Origin of the sequence: Kluyvera georgiana ATCC 51603 (assembly GCF_001654985.1) — a bacterium.
In the GTDB taxonomy this organism is placed as follows: domain Bacteria; phylum Pseudomonadota; class Gammaproteobacteria; order Enterobacterales; family Enterobacteriaceae; genus Kluyvera; species Kluyvera georgiana.
Window position 1 is genome coordinate 24,934 of sequence record NZ_LXEU01000066.1, and the last position, 15,909, is coordinate 40,842.

18 protein-coding genes and 1 pseudogene are annotated in these 15,909 nt (G+C 56.3%); 11 read left to right on the top strand and 8 right to left on the bottom strand.

Annotated elements, in window-relative coordinates; translation table 11 throughout:
• Nucleotides 1-108 precede the first annotated feature (108 nt).
• A complete protein-coding gene (yjfP, locus tag M989_RS16080; RefSeq protein ID WP_064546884.1) occupies nt 109-837 on the top strand; it encodes an esterase in 729 nt (242 codons plus the stop codon).
• Here the strand turns inward: yjfP and M989_RS25620 are convergent.
• Nucleotides 834-917: pseudogene (locus tag M989_RS25620) on the bottom strand (HTH-type transcriptional regulator UlaR); the annotation flags it as partial. The gene yjfP and the pseudogene M989_RS25620 overlap by 4 nt on opposite strands.
• Before the next feature lie 7 nt (nt 918-924).
• Nucleotides 925-1,200, bottom strand: a complete 276-nt coding sequence (locus tag M989_RS16085; protein ID WP_064546886.1) for a YdgH/BhsA/McbA family protein — start codon at nt 1,198-1,200, stop codon at nt 925-927.
• Between the two features lie 338 nt (nt 1,201-1,538).
• On the opposite strand from M989_RS16085, the gene rpsF reads away from it, so the two are divergent.
• The 5 genes from rpsF (at nt 1,539) to M989_RS16110 (ending at nt 4,055) form a co-directional block, all read left to right on the top strand.
• Nucleotides 1,539-1,934, top strand: a complete 396-nt coding sequence (gene rpsF / locus M989_RS16090; RefSeq protein WP_042321529.1) for a 30S ribosomal protein S6 — start codon at nt 1,539-1,541, stop codon at nt 1,932-1,934.
• A gap of 6 nt (nt 1,935-1,940) precedes the next feature.
• On the top strand, nt 1,941-2,255 hold the full coding sequence (gene priB, locus M989_RS16095; protein ID WP_064546888.1) for a primosomal replication protein N: 315 nt from the start codon (nt 1,941-1,943) through the stop codon (nt 2,253-2,255).
• Between the two features lie 4 nt (nt 2,256-2,259).
• Nucleotides 2,260-2,487 carry a 30S ribosomal protein S18 gene (gene rpsR / locus M989_RS16100; RefSeq protein ID WP_000135199.1) on the top strand — a complete coding sequence of 76 codons (228 nt, stop codon included), beginning with the start codon at nt 2,260-2,262 and terminating at the stop codon, nt 2,485-2,487.
• 41 nt (nt 2,488-2,528) lie between these two features.
• A complete protein-coding gene (gene rplI / locus M989_RS16105; protein WP_064546889.1) occupies nt 2,529-2,978 on the top strand; it encodes a 50S ribosomal protein L9 in 450 nt (149 codons plus the stop codon).
• A gap of 147 nt (nt 2,979-3,125) precedes the next feature.
• On the top strand, nt 3,126-4,055 hold the full coding sequence (locus M989_RS16110; protein WP_064546892.1) for a DMT family transporter: 930 nt from the start codon (nt 3,126-3,128) through the stop codon (nt 4,053-4,055).
• Between the two features lie 85 nt (nt 4,056-4,140).
• Here the strand turns inward: M989_RS16110 and M989_RS16115 are convergent, their stop codons facing one another.
• Nucleotides 4,141-4,785 (bottom strand): OapA family protein, encoded by a 645-nt coding sequence (locus tag M989_RS16115; protein ID WP_064546894.1) that lies wholly within the window; start codon nt 4,783-4,785, stop codon nt 4,141-4,143.
• Between the two features lie 210 nt (nt 4,786-4,995).
• On the opposite strand from M989_RS16115, the gene bamJ reads away from it, so the two are divergent.
• The 3 genes from bamJ to nudI all read left to right on the top strand — a co-directional run bounded on the left by bamJ (nt 4,996) and on the right by nudI (nt 7,958).
• Nucleotides 4,996-5,616 carry a BamJ family beta-barrel-assembly machinery protein gene (bamJ, locus tag M989_RS16120; RefSeq protein WP_035893271.1) on the top strand — a complete coding sequence of 207 codons (621 nt, stop codon included), beginning with the start codon at nt 4,996-4,998 and terminating at the stop codon, nt 5,614-5,616.
• Between the two features lie 302 nt (nt 5,617-5,918).
• Entirely contained in the window at nt 5,919-7,325 is a 1,407-nt protein-coding gene (cycA, locus tag M989_RS16125) for a D-serine/D-alanine/glycine transporter (RefSeq protein ID WP_064546897.1), read from the top strand.
• Nucleotides 7,326-7,532: 207 nt separating this feature from the next.
• On the top strand, nt 7,533-7,958 hold the full coding sequence (gene nudI / locus M989_RS16130) for a nucleoside triphosphatase NudI (RefSeq protein ID WP_064546899.1): 426 nt from the start codon (nt 7,533-7,535) through the stop codon (nt 7,956-7,958).
• 39 nt (nt 7,959-7,997) lie between these two features.
• Here nudI and ytfE read toward each other — a convergent pair whose 3' ends face one another.
• Nucleotides 7,998-8,660 carry an iron-sulfur cluster repair protein YtfE gene (gene ytfE / locus M989_RS16135; RefSeq protein WP_064546900.1) on the bottom strand — a complete coding sequence of 221 codons (663 nt, stop codon included), beginning with the start codon at nt 8,658-8,660 and terminating at the stop codon, nt 7,998-8,000.
• A 231-nt stretch (nt 8,661-8,891) separates the two neighbouring features.
• On the opposite strand from ytfE, the gene M989_RS16140 reads away from it, so the two are divergent.
• Entirely contained in the window at nt 8,892-10,541 is a 1,650-nt protein-coding gene (locus M989_RS16140; RefSeq protein WP_064546902.1) for a methyl-accepting chemotaxis protein, read from the top strand.
• A gap of 84 nt (nt 10,542-10,625) precedes the next feature.
• On the opposite strand, the gene M989_RS16145 is transcribed toward M989_RS16140, so the two are convergent.
• The 3 genes from M989_RS16145 to M989_RS16155 all read right to left on the bottom strand — a co-directional run bounded on the left by M989_RS16145 (nt 10,626) and on the right by M989_RS16155 (nt 13,424).
• Complete coding sequence (locus M989_RS16145; RefSeq protein WP_064546904.1) at nt 10,626-11,594, bottom strand: DMT family transporter; 969 nt, start codon at nt 11,592-11,594, stop codon at nt 10,626-10,628.
• A gap of 75 nt (nt 11,595-11,669) precedes the next feature.
• A complete protein-coding gene (locus M989_RS16150; RefSeq protein WP_064546906.1) occupies nt 11,670-12,494 on the bottom strand; it encodes an AraC family transcriptional regulator in 825 nt (274 codons plus the stop codon).
• Between the two features lie 81 nt (nt 12,495-12,575).
• A complete protein-coding gene (locus tag M989_RS16155) occupies nt 12,576-13,424 on the bottom strand; it encodes an SDR family oxidoreductase (RefSeq protein WP_064546908.1) in 849 nt (282 codons plus the stop codon).
• 84 nt (nt 13,425-13,508) lie between these two features.
• Between M989_RS16155 and M989_RS16160 the strand changes: the two genes are divergently transcribed.
• Nucleotides 13,509-13,895: a winged helix-turn-helix transcriptional regulator gene (locus M989_RS16160; protein WP_064546910.1), complete on the top strand. Its 387-nt coding sequence runs from the start codon at nt 13,509-13,511 to the stop codon at nt 13,893-13,895.
• 22 nt (nt 13,896-13,917) lie between these two features.
• Here the strand turns inward: M989_RS16160 and cpdB are convergent, their stop codons facing one another.
• Nucleotides 13,918-15,861 (bottom strand): 2',3'-cyclic-nucleotide 2'-phosphodiesterase, encoded by a 1,944-nt coding sequence (cpdB, locus tag M989_RS16165; protein ID WP_157093561.1) that lies wholly within the window; start codon nt 15,859-15,861, stop codon nt 13,918-13,920.
• Between the last annotated feature and the right edge of the window lie 48 nt (nt 15,862-15,909).

Below are 15,909 nucleotides of genomic sequence, written 5' to 3' on the forward strand. Positions count from 1 at the left end.
TAACCTGAAACCGTAACCGGGTTCTCAATGTTATCAATCAGGGGTATTGTCGTTACATTATTGAATCCATTTCGTCTGCTATATCAGCATAGCTAAAGGAGAGGCCCGATGATTGAACTGGAAACTCGCACATTAGCAGGGCAGCAAGTTCTGCATGCCTGGCCCAAAGGTGGCGCGGAAAAGACGCTGCCGACTATCGTGTTTTATCACGGATTTACCTCTTCTAACCTGGTTTATAGCTATTTTGCCGTAGCGCTGGCGCAGGGCGGTTTTCGGGTGGTGATGCCCAACGCCGCGGAACACGGCGAGCGTTTTAACGGCGACGGTGCCGAGCGACTGCAGCATTTCTGGCAGATTTTGCTACAGAATTTCACCGAGTTTCCGGCGCTGCGCGACGCGCTGCTGGCAAGCGGAATGGTGAGCGAAGGGCGGCTGGCGGTGGCTGGCGCATCGATGGGGGGCATGACCGCGCTGGGGTTGATGACGCATCATCCCGAACTGAAGTGTGTCGCCAGCCTGATGGGCTCGGGCTATTTCACCGAGCTTTCCGCTACGCTGTTTCCACCGCAGCCACAGCAGCGGGAACGCCTGATGGCTCCGCTGGCAAAATGGGACGTGGGCCATCAGCTGGCGCGCCTGTCCGACAGGCCACTGTTACTGTGGCACGGTGAAGAAGATGATGTGGTGCCAGCCGGAGAAACCTTCCGCCTGCAGCAGGCGTTGCGGGATGCCGGGCTGAATACGCATCTCACCTGCCTCTGGCAGGCGGGCGTTCGCCACCGTATTACGCCAGAGGCGCTGGACAGCACGGTGGCGTTTTTCCGCCAGCATCTTTAAACGCGGATCACCTGCACGCCTTGATCCTCCAGCTTTTTGAGGAGCACCGGGTCGGCCTGTTTTCCGGTGATGGGCAAATTATCGCCGTTAGCGATACAGCGCGGCGCTGGCGTGGATCAAACCGTCGCTACCCGGTTCATGCACCAGGATAGGCTGGAAGTATTTTGCTCCCTGAGCATCGCTCTCCTGACTGAGCGCCTGCTCGGCCTCTTGCTCAGTGGCGATATTATGATTGATATAGATAACCCCCAGGCTGTGAACATCGTCCATGTTACGCGCCTGACGGCCATCGATCTTAATGGCGGCCTGTGCGCTGGCGCTAACCAGTAGCGTAGCGATAATGGCAATAATGATGTTTTTCATACTCGACTCCTGACTCACGGTCCTGACGGTTACTCGGCTCTCCTGTGGTGGTGGTGGGCTTCTGATTTAAGTGTAATCACTCTTTGGCGGATGTATCGCGACCATTTCTGATGCTGTCGTTCAAAAAAATGCATCATCCGTTACTGTTCAATTTTAAATCATCTACTTAGATCAACTTCACGCTTTGTGCGAACTTTTTGCGCAATTAGCTTGAGTTTCAGGGGGGAGGCAAGTATTATGACGCGTCAATTTTTCAGCCGCCCTTTAACACGTTCCTTGCCTCCATGGGCCGCGGCTGACCCAGACAGGAGGCTGAATAATCCGTAAGGAGCAATTCGATGCGTCATTACGAAATCGTTTTTATGGTCCATCCTGACCAGAGCGAACAGGTTCCGGGTATGATCGAGCGTTACTCTGCTGCCATCACTGGTGCAGAAGGCAAGATCCACCGTCTGGAAGACTGGGGCCGCCGTCAGCTGGCTTACCCGATCAACAAACTGCACAAAGCTCACTACGTTCTGCTGAACGTTGAAGCGCCGCAGGAAGTGATCGATGAGCTGGAAACTACCTTCCGCTTCAACGATGCCGTTATCCGCAGCATGGTTATGCGTACTAAACACGCTGTTACTGAAGCATCTCCGATGGTTAAAGCGAAAGACGAGCGTCGTGAACGTCGCGATGATTTCGCTAACGAAACCGCAGATGATGCTGAAGCTGGGGATTCTGAAGAGTAATTTCTGATGACCAACCGTCTGGTGTTATCCGGCACCGTGTGCAGGATGCCCCTTCGAAAGGTCAGTCCATCAGGAATTCCTCATTGCCAGTTCGTGCTTGAGCATCGTTCTGTGCAGGAGGAAGCCGGGTTTCACCGGCAGGCGTGGTGCCAAATGCCTGTAATAATCAGCGGGCAGGAAAACCAGGCCATTACTCACAGTATAACGGTCGGTAGCGCAGTCACCGTGCAGGGCTTTATCTGTTGCCACAAAGCAAAGAATGGTCTGAGCAAAATGGTACTGCATGCCGAGCAGATTGAATTGATAGATTCTGGAGACTAGCCATATGGCACGTTATTTCCGTCGTCGCAAGTTCTGCCGTTTCACCGCGGAAGGCGTTCAAGAGATCGACTATAAAGATATCGCTACGCTGAAAAACTACATCACCGAAAGCGGTAAGATTGTCCCGAGCCGTATCACCGGTACCCGTGCAAAATATCAGCGTCAGCTGGCACGCGCTATCAAACGCGCTCGCTACCTGTCCCTGCTGCCGTACACTGATCGTCATCAGTAATCGGTCACGGTCCATTAATACGACTTTGAGAGGATAAGGTAATGCAAGTTATTCTGCTTGATAAAGTAGCAAACCTGGGTAGCCTGGGTGATCAGGTTAACGTTAAAGCGGGCTACGCTCGTAACTTCCTGGTCCCGCAGGGTAAAGCTGTTCCTGCTACCAAGAAAAACGTTGAATTCTTCGAAGCACGCCGCGCTGAACTGGAAGCCAAACTGGCTGACGTTCTGTCTGCTGCTGAAGCTCGTGCTGCGCAGATCAACGCACTGGAATCCGTAACCATCGCGTCTAAAGCTGGCGACGAAGGTAAACTGTTCGGTTCCATCGGTACTCGCGACATCGCTGACGCTGTTACTGCAGCTGGCGTTAAAGTTGCTAAGAGCGAAGTTCGTCTGCCGAACGGCGTTCTGCGTACCACTGGTGAGCATGAAGTGGACTTCCAGGTTCACAGCGAAGTGTTCGCTAAAGTTATCATCAACGTTGTTGCTGAGTAATCTGCAACCCACGTTTTGATAACAACAAGACGCCGGCCTCGTGCCGGCGTTTTGCCTTTCTGAGCCACCACTTTTCAACTGGCTATTTTTCATCCTTTTCGCGATAATCAAAAAATTAAAACAATATTTTAATTTTTTGGTGAAAGAATGGACACTCTCCGCCAGCATCCGCTATTTTCCCGCAAGAACGTTGTCTACCTCTGTGCCGCTTTCTGCTGTCTGCTGTGGGGCAGCGCTTATCCGGCTATCAAGAGCGGATACGAAATTTTCCAGATTGCCGCCGACGATATCCCGACTAAAATCGTCTTTGCCGGCTACCGCTTCCTGTTTGCCGGGATGCTGCTGTTGCTGCTGGCGATGGCGCAGCGTAAGCCTGTCGCACGTTTAAGCCCGCGCCAGTTTGGCCAGCTCACGCTGCTGGGGCTGACGCAGACCTCGTTACAGTACATCTTCTTCTACATCGGTCTGGCCTTCACCACCGGGGTGAAAGGGTCGATTATGAACGCCACCGGGACCTTCTTCAGCGTGCTGCTGGCGCACTTCATCTACCAGAACGATAAGCTCAGCTATAACAAGACGCTGGGCTGTATTCTCGGTTTTGCCGGGGTGATGGTGGTGAACTTCAACAGCGGCCTGATGGACTTCAGCTTTAGCCTGCTGGGCGATGGTTCGGTGGTGCTGGCGGCGTTTATCCTGTCGGCGGCATCGCTGTACGGTAAGCGCATTTCCCAGACGGTCGACCCGACGGTAATGACCGGCTATCAGCTGGCGATTGGCGGCCTGGCGCTGGTGATTGGCGGCTACCTGAGCGGCGGCACGCTGACCTTCCACGGTCTCTCCTCGGTGGCGATTCTCGGCTACCTGACGCTGCTCTCCTCGGTAGCCTTTGCGCTGTGGAGTATCCTGCTTAAGTACAACCGCGTGGGGATGATCGCGCCGTTTAACTTCCTGATTCCGGTATCGGGGTCGGTGCTATCGGCAATTTTCCTCGGGGAAAATATTCTCGAATGGAAATATGCGATTGCGCTGGTGCTGGTGTGTTCGGGGATTTGGTGGGTGAACAAGGTTAAGCGGTAATGCCTGATAGCGCTGCGCTTATCAGGCAAACGTCACGGTTTTGCAGGCCGGATAAGGTGACGCCGCCATCCGGCACTCTGCACGGCTAGCGGGCGCGAATAAAGCTGCCGTCCGCCTGGCGGGTAAACAGCACCTGCCCGTTATCGGATTCAATAGTCAGCCCGGTTACCACGCCGTTGGCGTTCTTACGAATCTGTACCTTTTGTCCGTTCTTGAGGTTGCTGAGCGGTTTGCCTGCCCCCTCCACCTGCGCCATCGCGTAAACGTCGGTCGGCGGCAGATTGTTGTCGCGGAACAGTTGCGCCAGGGTTTTTCCCGCCTCAACCTGATAGGTTCGCCATTCGGTACTGCTGCTGCGGCTTTCCTGGTACGGCTGAGTACGCGAGACCGGGGCCTGCTCCTGTTCACCTGGCTGCTCTTCCTGCACCGGCTCTGGCGCAACCGGAGCGACCTGGTCGAGATCGTTAGACGGCGTCACCAGTTGGGCATGCAAAGGCTGCGTGTCTGGCTGCGGCTGTGATTGCGACTGGAAGTCGAGCTGTGCGGTACGGCTGACCGGCGTCGCCGGAGCGTCGTCAGCGGAAGGCAGCAGGAAGCCGATGATAATAGCCAGTCCAGCAACAATCACGCCGCGACGGTGGGCAGGCGGCAGCGGGTCCAGGATGCGAAGATCGTCCGGCGCATGCCAGATTTTCACCAGCAAAGGTTTAATTTCAAATCTCCCGGGCATGGCTCTCCTCCTGCTCCGTATCGATGCTATCCAGTATAGATGGCTAACTGCCTGATGAACGTGGCAAAGCGCACTTTCATCATATCCTATAGGCAAAACTTATTGTTTCTTTTTCCCGGTAATTTGTCATCTTTCCTGACACAAAGTTTTACCCTGTGCGGCGTGGCTGCTATGCTGCCCGCTACTTTATACCCGAAGAAAGGAAAGACGATGGCCACCCCGACTTTTGACACCATTGAAGCACAGGCAAGCTACGGCATCGGCCTGCAGGTTGGACAGCAGCTGAGCGAGTCCGGTTTGCAGGGTTTACTGCCGGAAGCGCTGGTTGCCGGTATCGCCGATGCGCTGGAAGGCAAGCAGCCTGCCGTGCCGGTAGACGTTGTTCATCGCGCGCTGCGTGAAATCCACGAACGTGCCGATGCGGTGCGTCGCGAGCGTTTTGCTGCGATGGCGGAAGATGGCGTGAAATACCTGGAAGAAAACCGTGAGAAAGAAGGCGTAAACAGCACCGAATCCGGTCTGCAGTTCCGCGTACTGACTCAGGGCGAGGGGGCAATCCCGGCGCGTACCGATCACGTTCGCGTACACTACACCGGTAAACTGATCGACGGCACCGTCTTCGACAGCTCCGTGGCACGCGGCGAACCGGCTGAATTCCCGGTTAACGGCGTTATCGCTGGCTGGATCGAAGCGCTGACCCTGATGCCGGTTGGCTCCAAATGGGAACTGACTATCCCTCACAGCCTGGCCTACGGCGAGCGCGGCGCGGGGGCTTCTATCCCTCCGTTCAGCACCCTGGTCTTTGAAGTTGAGTTGCTGGAAATTCTGTAATTCTGGCATTTATCCTCTCTCCATTCGGGGAGGGGATATAAAATCCTTAAGTTTGATATATCCTGGGATTTAATCTTGCAAATGCCGCTGTTGCGTGTATTTTTGTGAGCTGTTTCCCATAGGTGAGGTGATATAACACTCACTTTAAACATAAAATTAACATTATATTTAAATCATAGTATTCATCCCTCCGATTCTTACCTAATATCGAGACATCCTATAACCAGGATCGTTTTGCATAACGACATAAAGGGCCAGTAGAGCCCGCACAACACAGACAGAAACAACAGGAAGAAAATCACATGGTTGATCAGATCAAAGTCGCTGCTGCTTCAGAGCTGGAGCCGGCTGAACAGTCGCTACGGCGAAACCTTACTAACCGACATATTCAGCTGATTGCGATTGGCGGCGCCATCGGTACCGGGCTGTTTATGGGATCGGGAAAAACAATCAGTCTCGCTGGGCCGTCGATCATCTTCGTTTATATGATCATCGGTTTTATGCTGTTCTTCGTCATGCGCGCTATGGGGGAACTGCTGCTCTCCAATCTCGAATACAAGTCGTTCAGCGACTTCGCGGCCGACCTGCTCGGCCCGTGGGCGGGTTATTTCACCGGCTGGACCTACTGGTTCTGTTGGGTTGTCACCGGGATGGCGGACGTCGTTGCAATCACCGCCTATGCCCAATTCTGGTTCCCCGGGTTGTCTGACTGGGTCGCCTCGCTGGCGGTGGTCCTGCTGCTGCTGGGCCTCAACCTCGCCACCGTGAAGATGTTTGGTGAGATGGAGTTCTGGTTTGCGATGATCAAAATCGTCGCCATCGTCGCGCTGATTATCGTCGGCCTGGTGATGGTACTGACGCACTTTACCTCGCCAACCGGCGTAGAAGCGTCGTTCGCGCATCTGTGGAACGACGGCGGCTGGTTCCCGAAAGGCATTAGCGGCTTCTTTGCTGGCTTCCAGATAGCGGTGTTTGCGTTCGTGGGTATTGAGCTGGTGGGCACCACCGCCGCAGAAACCAAAGATCCTGAGAAATCGCTGCCGCGCGCGATCAACTCGATTCCAATTCGTATCATCATGTTCTATGTCTTCGCGCTGATCGTGATTATGTCCGTGACGCCGTGGAGCTCCGTCGTGCCGGATAAGAGCCCGTTCGTTGAGCTATTCATGCTGGTCGGCCTGCCGGCTGCGGCGAGCATTATCAACTTCGTGGTGCTGACCTCAGCGACGTCTTCCGCCAACAGCGGCGTGTTCTCCACCAGCCGTATGCTGTTCGGTCTGGCGCAGGACGGCGTAGCGCCGAGCCTGTTCGCCAAGCTTTCCAAACGTGCGGTACCGGCGAAAGGGCTGACCTTCTCCTGTATCTGCCTGCTGGGCGGCGTGGTGATGCTGATGGTCAACCCAAGCGTGATCGCGGCTTTCACCATGATCACCACCGTATCGGCGATTCTGTTCATGTTCGTCTGGACGATTATTCTGTGCTCCTACCTGGTGTACCGTAAGCAGCGTCCGCAGCTGCATGAAAAATCCATCTACAAAATGCCGCTGGGCAAAGTGATGTGCTGGGTGTGCATGGCGTTCTTTGCCTTTGTTCTGGTCCTGCTGACGCTGGAAACCGATACCCGTGAAGCGCTGATGGTGACGCCGATTTGGTTCATCGTGCTGGGCCTGGGGTGGATGTTCCTGCGTAAGAACAAGCTGGCTAAGTAATCCGTATTGCCCGATGGCGCTTCGCTTATCGGGCCTACGAGCGCAGCCGTTGTAGGCCGGGTAAGCGCAGCGCCACCCGGCAGAACTGAGCTCGAAACCTAAAGCGCCCATCGTGGCGCTTTCTTCGTTTTTGCGCCCCATCTCGTAGCCCCCCTTTTCTCAACGTGCTAATTTCCCCGCCATAACCAAAAAGCATATGGAGATAAAATGCGTCAGAGAACGATTGTTTGCCCGGTGATTCAAAACCAGGGCGAGTACCTGCTGTGCAAAATGGCCGACGATCGCGGCGTTTTTCCAGGCCAGTGGGCGCTATCCGGTGGCGGCATGGAGGCGGGCGAAACCATGGAAGAAGCGCTGCGTCGCGAAATCCGCGAAGAGCTGGGCGATGCGCTGGAGATTACCGACGTGAAGCCGTGGGCCTTCCGTGACGATGTGCGGGTGAAAACCTACGCCGACGGTACCATCGAACAGATCTATATGATTTATCTCATCTTCGACTGCGTGAGCGCCAATCGTGATGTGACGTTTAATGAAGAATTTCAGGCGATCGCCTGGGTGAAACCCGAAGCGTTAGCGGGCATGGATCTTAATGTGGCAACGCGAGAAACCTTCCGCCAGAAAGGTCTGCTGTAGTCAAAAAACGCCTCCCGAATGGAGAGGCGTGGGATAACGTTATTCGCCTTTGAGCGCGCGCGGGAACAGCACGTTATTCTCGAGGCTGATGTGCTCCATCAGATCGTCAATCAGCGCGTTGATGCCGTTGTACATCGCCTTCCAGGTGGTGCAGGCTTCCGGTGGGATGGTGACGTTCTGGGTGGTGTGCTTAATCACTTCCAGCAGTTCGCCCGCTTCATCGTGCTCGCTTTCCATTACGCTAATCGGCCCGATTGCCTGGCTACCCATTCCCTGTTTGATCATCGGGAACAGAATCTGCTCCTCTTTCATCATGTGGCTGGAAAGCTCCTGGTGCAGCATGGTCAGGTATTTCGCCAGCCCTTTCGGTACGTTCGGCTTGTCGGCGTGCACGCGTTCAACTTTGGTTGCCTGCAGAATCAGCTCCGGCAGCTGCTCACGGTGACGGTCGTGATAACGCACCACAATGTGGTCGATGATTTCGGCCAACGGCGCGGCGCGCCAGTCTTTTTCCACCGGCTCTTCTGCCAGTTTTGCCAGCTCGGCTTCAATCACGGCAACGTCCAGCTCTTTGCGATGGGCCGCACGGCCAAGCGTCTGCTTACCGCCGCAGCAGTAATCCATATCATATTTACGGAACAGCGCGGATGCGCGTGGGATGGAGAGCGCCAGCTCGCCTAAAGGTTGGTCGCGAAAGGCCATAGCAGTTACCTCGTCATCAATAATATAAGATGTATTTTAAATGCATCTTTAAGGCGATGATATACCCCTTTATGGGGAGGGGATTTTAAGTGATGAGTGTCACAAAAAATTATTGCCCTTTAACGTGCTGAATCTTATTGAGAATAGCGCTGGTAAGACCTGAATCGATTAAATAAGCCCGCCGCGCTGCCGATAGTGAGACTTCAGATCACCTGCACAAAAAGGCAAATGATGTTTAAAAGAATAAAAGTAATCACCGTACTGATTGTTGTTCTGGTCGCGCTGGGCGCGATGCAGATGATTTCAGCCGGTGTATTTGTACGCGCGCTGAATAACGATAAGCAGAACTTTACCGTCTCTCAGCTTTCCAGCCAGAACGTGGCCGAGTTTACCGACGCATGGATTAGCCTTAACCAGGCGCGCGTGACGCTTAACCGCGGCATGCTGCGTCTGCAGGGGACGATGGCGAGCAGCGTCAACGGCGGCGAGCTGAAAACGCTGGTCGATACGGCGAATAATCTGCTGGCTGAAGCAAAACATCATTACGACAAATATTACGCGCTGCCGGAAACGCCGGGGCTGGATAGTCATCTGTCGGACAGCCTGGAGAAACAGTACGGCATCTATTCCGCCACGCTGGCGCGCATGAATGAGCTGCTGGCGGAAGGCAAACTGGAGGAGATGTTTAAACAGAACGCCGAACAGAAGCAGCGGGCCATGCAGGCCGTCTATCAAGACTGGCGCGCGGCGCAGGCGTCGTTGACGAATGCCGGCATCAAACAAAATGAAAGCGACTATGTACGTATTCTGTGGACGCTCGGCGCAATCATGCTGCTGGTTGTGGCGGTGATTGTGGTGAGCTGGATGGCGATGCAGCGCGTCCTGCTCAGGCCATTGCATAGCGTGATGGCGCACATTCGCCATATTGCTGAAGGTGATTTGACCCGCGACATTAATACCGACGGCAGCAACGAAATGGCGCTGCTGGCGCGTAACGTCAACGAGATGCAGCAGTCGCTGGCGCAGACGGTGGGCGTGGTGCGTGAAGGCGCGGATACCATCTACACCGGCGCGGGCGAAATCTCTGCCGGCAGCAACGATCTCTCTTCGCGCACCGAGCAGCAGGCGGCATCGCTGGAGGAGACGGCAGCCAGTATGGAGCAGCTCACCGCAACGGTGAAGCAAAACGCCGACAACGCCCGTCAGGCGACGCAGTTGGCGCACAACGCGTCGGAAACGGCACAGAAGGGCGGCAATGTTGTGGATGGCGTGGTGCGCACGATGGATGAGATCGCCGCCAGTTCCAGCAAAATTGCCCAGATCACCAACGTGATCGACGGTATTGCCTTCCAGACCAACATTCTGGCGCTGAACGCCGCGGTGGAAGCCGCGCGGGCGGGCGAGCAGGGACGCGGTTTTGCGGTGGTCGCCGGGGAAGTGCGTACGCTGGCGCAGCGCAGCGCCCAGGCGGCAAAAGAGATTAAAGCGCTGATTGATGACTCGGGCAACCGCGTCAGCGCCGGTTCGGCGCTGGTACACGAAGCCGGAGAGACCATGGCAGAGATCGTCAACGCGGTGACCCGCGTCAGCGACATCATGGGCGAAATAGCCTCGGCCTCTGACGAACAAAGTCGCGGTATTGATCAGGTGGGTCAGGCGGTTGCCGAGATGGACCGCGTCACGCAGCAGAACGCCTCGCTGGTGGAAGAGTCGGCCAGCGCGGCCGCGGCGCTGGAAGAGCAGGCCGCACGCCTGAACCAGACGGTGGCCGTGTTTAAAATCAGCCGCCAGCAGCAGCGCCAGCCCGCACCGGTGAAGAAAGCTTTCGCTCCGGCGGCAAAATCTACGCCGCTGAGCGAAGCGAACTGGGAAACCTTTTAGGTCACAGCGAGCGCCTTGCCGGATGGCGGCGTGAACGCCTTATCCGGCCCACATGAGATCGTGCCGTCCTTGTAGGCAGCGCCATCAGGCATCCCCAGAAACCGGCACCACCGCCGGTTTCTGCGGTTTCGAGCGCACCGCAATCACCACGCCGATAACCAGCAGGGTAATACCGCTTAGCGTCAATATTGGCGGCATCTCCTGGCGCAACAGGAAGGTGTACAGCAGCCCCGCCAGCGTTTCAAAGACAATCAATGGCCCGAGGATCACCGTTGGTAGCCGCTGGCTCGCCACGTTCCAGCAGAGCGCGCCGACCCACGAGCACAGCACGGCGATAGCCATCATCAGGCCAATAAAGACTGCCGGACGTGGGCCGAAAGGCAGTGAGAAATCGGGCGTCTGCGTATTTAGCCATGCGCAGGCCGCGATATAGCCCACGATGGAAACCGGCAACGTCACCAGCGCCTGTGCGGTCGCCCACATTAACGGCGGCTGGTGCGGATTTTCTCGCAGCCAGCGGGCGTTACGTAGCGCATACCACGCCCAGCACACCACCGAAATACTCGCCAGCGCAATGCCGGAGCCGTAGCGCCAGCCGCTAAAGTTCGGTAGCCCCTGATGCAGCTCGGCGACGTTGACGCACAGCAGCCCAAGACCGATCAGTACCAGCGCGGGCATCAGCCGTAGCCACGAAAGCTTGCCGTCGCGCTGGCTATAAAGCAGGTTGGCGAATACCGGTATCACCACCGGCAATGTGCCGATGATCATCGTGGAAACGGGTGCACCGGTGCGTTGAATCGCGCTGGCCAGGCAGAAGTAATAAATCAGATTGCCCATCATGGTGAGCCCTAGCGCCGTCCACCAGTCTTTGCGAGTGAGCTGGCGCAGACGTGCGCGGCCCAGCCAGGCCAGCGGCAGGGCGATTAGCCCCAGCGCCAGATAGCGCCCCATCGACTGCAATACCGCCGGATAATCCGGCACGATAAGCGGCCCCACAAAAATCAGCCCCCACATCAAACCCGCTAACAGGGCATACAGCACACCGCTTATCATCGTGACATCCACTTCGGTTAAACATGCGCAAAGTGTAGGAGGGGAAATGGGTTCAGTATTGTACGAGATTGCTGATTAGCGACGGATGACCTGTTTTTGATAACGCACGGGTGTAATGCCATAGCGCTGGGTAAAGGCGCGGGTGAGATGCGACTGGTCGGTCAGACCGGTGGCCGCGGCCACTTCGGCAGCAGGCATGCCACGGGTGAGAAACTCTTTGGCGCGCCACAGGCGCACCGCCATCAGCATCTGGTGCGGCGTGACGTGGAAGTGGGACTTAAACTGACGCTGAAAGTGCCACGGGCTGAGCGCCGCGACGTTCGCCAGCTCATCGAGCGTGATCGGATGCATATAGTTGTCGTACAGATAGTCGCGGACGTGGGCAAAGCGGTGCGCCCCTTCGGCCAGAACCGGCGCGTGACAGGCGAGCGGCTGGAAGGTGTCGATTAAATCCAGCAGCAGTCCTTTCTGCGCTAGCGGATCGTCGGTGTGCCACAGCGCATGGATCTGACGACCGATTTGCAGCGATCGCTGCGGGTCGTGGCGTGTGGCGTCGGCAAACCACCAGTGGCGAATGCCGGTGACGCGCTCAAGCAGACTGGGGTCGAGATAAATCATCCGGTAACGCCAGCCGTCGGCGGTTTCCGCTTCGCCGGTATGTAGCTCGTCCGGATTCATGGTGACGATAGAGTGAGTGGGCGCGACGTGCTGGGTACCACGATAACGAAAGCGTTCGGCCCCGGCTTCAATCACGCCGATACCAAACGCTTCGTGGGTATGGGGTTCAAAGGCGTAACGTGAAATATGGGCATGGTACAGCTCTACGCCCGGCAGCTGCGCCAGATGGCGAAAGCGCGCGCTGTCTTTCTCGTCGTTGAACTGTTCCGGTACGCCTTGCACGTCACTTCTCCCTCTGGGTCATTCCTTCATTATCAGAGATGACCCGCCGAGGCGCTACCCCATTTAACGTATTCTTAACGCTTACAGGATACCTTTTACGCTCTCGGCAAGGGACGTGCTCGGGCGACCGATCAGCTTGCTGAGCGTATGGCTGTCGTCAAACAGGCCGCCTTTCGAGGCGCCGATGTCCGAGTCTGCGAGCATGTCAGCCAGTCCGGCAGGCAGGCCAACGCTTTTCAGCGCGGCGGCAAAATCCGCCTGGCTCAGGTTCTGGTAAACCACGTTCTTACCGCTCTGTTTTGCCAGTTCCGCGGCCAGTTCACTCAGCGTCCAGCCGTGGTCGCCCGCCAGTTCATATACCTTCCCGGCATGACCGTCTTCGGCTATCACGCGCGCGGCGGCAGCGGCGTAATCGGCGCGGGTCGCGGAGGCTATTTTGCCTTCACCGGCAGCCCCGATAAACACACCGTGTTCCAGCGCGGCAGGTGCGCTTGCCAGATAGTTTTCGGTATACCAGCCGTTGCGCAGCAGCGCGAAAGGAATGCCGGAGTCGGCCAGCATTTTTTCCGTGGCGACGTGCTCGTCGGCCAGCCCCAGCGGAGAAGTGTCGGCGTGCAGCAGGCTGGTATAGGCGATGAATTTTACGCCTGCGGCTTTCGCGGCGTTGATGATATTGCGGTGCTGCGGCGCACGCTGGCCGACTTCGCTGGAGGAGATAATCAGCAGCTTATCGACACTCTGTAGGGCTTTGGTTAACGCCGCTTCGTCGCCGTAGTCGGCCTGACGAATAACGACGCCTTTCTGGCTTAGCGCTTCGGCTTTTGCCGGGTTACGGACAACGGCAACGAGTTGGTTAGCGGCAGTGGTGTTGAGCAGGTTAGCAAAAACATGCTGGCCAAGCTGGCCGGTGGCTCCGGTAATCGCGATCATGGGTATTCTCCTTCGTGTTCGTAGGGTGTTGTGGTAAGCTAACACCATAGCTAACTTTTAGTAAGTACGTACAGAAAGGTAAGTATGAAAGAAAATAATCCGACGCTGACGCAAAAGATGCGTAACGGCAATTTATTTGCCGAGCGCTGCCCCTCGCGAGACGTACTCAAACATGTGACCAGTCGCTGGGGCGTACTGATTCTGGTGGCGCTGCGCGAGGGCACGCACCGATTCAGCGACCTGCGGCGTAAAATGGGCGGCGTGAGTGAAAAAATGCTCGCCCAGTCGCTGCAGGCGCTTGAGCAAGACGGCTTTATTAACCGCGTTTCCTACCCGGTGGTGCCGCCGCATGTAGAGTATAGCCTGACCCCGTTGGGAGAAGAGGTGAGCGAAAAGGTGGCGGCGCTGGCGGACTGGATTGAGGTGAACTTGCCGATGGTGATGGCGCAACAGAGCCCGACACAGGCGTAAAACGCCTGTGTCGGCACGTTGTTTACTTGCTCAAATCCAGCTGATAAATCGCGAAGCCAATATCATCGGTCGCCACCTGCTTCATCGGATACTGCGCTTTCTCTTTAATAAACGCTGCCGCTTTTTCTGACGGCGAGGTTTCAAAGCGAATATCCAGTTTGGTGTCGCTGTGAATCGGCGCTAAACGCCAGTTGTTGTCCGCCGCCGGGTGGATTTCGCCGGCTTTCTTCGACTCGGCGCCAATCCAGGCCGCCAGCACCGAGCGGTTTTCATCCGGCGAGGCGAAGGCAATGTGGCTGTCACCCGTGCCTGCGAACTTACCGCCGTAGGCGCGGTAGTTGTTGGTGGCGACAAGGAACGTGGCGTTTGGATCAATCGGCTTGCCGTTGAAGGTCAGATGCTTAATACGCTCGGCCTTCGGATTAACGACCTGACATTCACCGTCGTAACGTGCTGGCTGAGTCACATCAACCTGATAGTTCACACCGTCAATTACGTCGAAGTTATAGGTGCGGAAGCCGTCCCAGTTGATCAGAGACTGCGGCTTGCTGCTGTGTGGATCGATCTGGTTGAACTGCCCGGCAGAACACTCCAGCCACTCTTTCACCTCTTTGCCGCTGGCTTTGACGACCACCAGGGTGTTCGGATAGAGATAAAGATCGGCGGCGTTACGGAAGGTTAACTGGCCTTTTTCCACTTCGACATAGCTGGCCGGATCGTTCTTACGTCCACCCACTTTAAACGGTGCGGCGGCAGACAGCACCGGCAGCTTCGCCAGATCCGGATCGCCCTGAATATAGTGTTCAACGTAGGCCTTCTGCGCCATGTTAACTACCTGGACGGTTGGGTCGTCCTGCACCAGCGACAGGTAGCTGTACATGTTGTCGGAGGATTTCCCGATCGGCTTGCTGACGAATTCACGCGTCGCATCGTGGTCGGCTTTCAGCGCATCGACCAGCTTCCTGTCTTCTGCCGCCAGCGATTTCTTCGCCGCCGCATCGTAAATCGGGCGCGCCTGCGCCTGTGCCGAGGTGACCTGCCATTTACCGCTGTCATTGTTCAGCACCAGATCGACCACGCCCAGGTGATCGCCCCACATGCCCGGCATCACTGCTGGAACGCCGTTGAGGGTACCCTTGGCGATATCCGCGCCTTTAATGGTGGCGAAGTCTTTGCTCGGGAACACCGCGTGGGCGTGGCCGAACATAATGGCGTCAACGCCCGGGACCTGGCTTAAGTAGTAGACCGAGTTTTCCGCCATCGCCTGGTAGGGATCGGCAGAGAGGCCGGAGTGGGCAATCACCACCACCACGTCCGCACCGTTGGCGCGCATTTCCGGCACGTACTTGCGGGCGGTTTCGGTGATGTCGTTAACGGTGACTTTGCCGCTGAGATTGGCCTTATCCCAGGTCATGATCTGCGGCGGTACAAAGCCGATATAGCCAATTTTCAGCGTGTGTTTGCTGCCGTCTTTATCGACCACTTCCGTTTCTTTGATCAGATACGGAGTAAACATCGGTTTTTGGGTCTTAACGTCGATGATATTGGCGTTAATGTAGGGGAACTTCGCACCTGCCAGCGCTTTGTGCAGATAATCCAGGCCGTAGTTGAACTCGTGGTTGCCGAGGTTGCCCACCGTGTAGTCGAGCAGGTTCATGGCTTTATACACCGGGTGCGTATCGCCCTGTTTCAGCCCTTTGGCTGCCGCGTAGTCACCCATTGGGCTGCCCTGAATAACGTCGCCGTTATCCACCAGCACGCTGTTCTTCACCTCGCCGCGAGCGGCGTTAATCAGGCTCGCCGTGCGGACCAGGCCGAACTTCTCGGTGGCGGTATCTTTGTAGTAATCAAAATCCATCATATTGCTATGAAGATCGGTGGTTTCCATGATTCGGAGGTCCACCGTTGCCGCATTGACGCTGGCGGCGATCAGCGTGGCCAGAAGCGTTGCGCTAAACTTGATCATCAGAGGCATCCTTTTTTTCGATCTAAGACACAGATTTAAATGTATTTG